The organism is Cohnella fermenti (assembly GCF_004801405.1).
In the GTDB taxonomy this organism is placed as follows: Bacteria; Bacillota; Bacilli; order Paenibacillales; family Paenibacillaceae; genus Cohnella; species Cohnella fermenti.
In genome coordinates, this window is sequence record NZ_SSOB01000131.1 from 1 (window position 1) to 498 (window position 498).

The window sequence follows — 498 nt, forward strand, 5'->3', positions numbered from 1 at the left end:
GATCAACGCCTGCTTACGGCTCCCCGAGGCAATTTCGCTGTTCGCCGCGTCCTTCTTCAGCTCCTGGCGCCTAGGCATCCTCCGTGCGCCCTTATTAGCTTAACCACGTTGCAACTTCCCGTTAGCCGAAGGCTATTAGGGAGGTTGTCAACCATCGCTCCGGAAGTTCGCATTCACTCGTATGGTTCTCAACCTAACGCCGCTGCAAGAGCAGCTTCATCTAGTTGAGAAAAACTCGTTCATTGCGATCTTCCTTCGCTCGTAGCCAAACACTAAGGCAGAAGATACATTCTAAATTGCGCTAATCGTTTCGTATCCAGTTGTCAAGGTACAAGGTGTGTGAAGAATGCAATCGACCGAAGTCGCTTGCTCCTTCAAAACTGAACTCGAGCGTAATGAATGTACTACTCATATTGCCCCGAAGGGCTCCTTAGAAAGGAGGTGATCCAGCCGCACCTTCCGATACGGCTACCTTGTTACGACTTCACCCCAATCATC

At 50.6% G+C, this 498-nt stretch carries 2 rRNA genes; both read right to left on the reverse strand.

Annotated features, from left to right (window positions below):
- Positions 1–105 (reverse strand): 23S ribosomal RNA (locus E6C55_RS33330); the annotation flags it as partial.
- A gap of 329 nt (positions 106–434) precedes the next feature.
- Positions 435–498, reverse strand: a 16S ribosomal RNA gene (locus E6C55_RS33335); the annotation flags it as partial.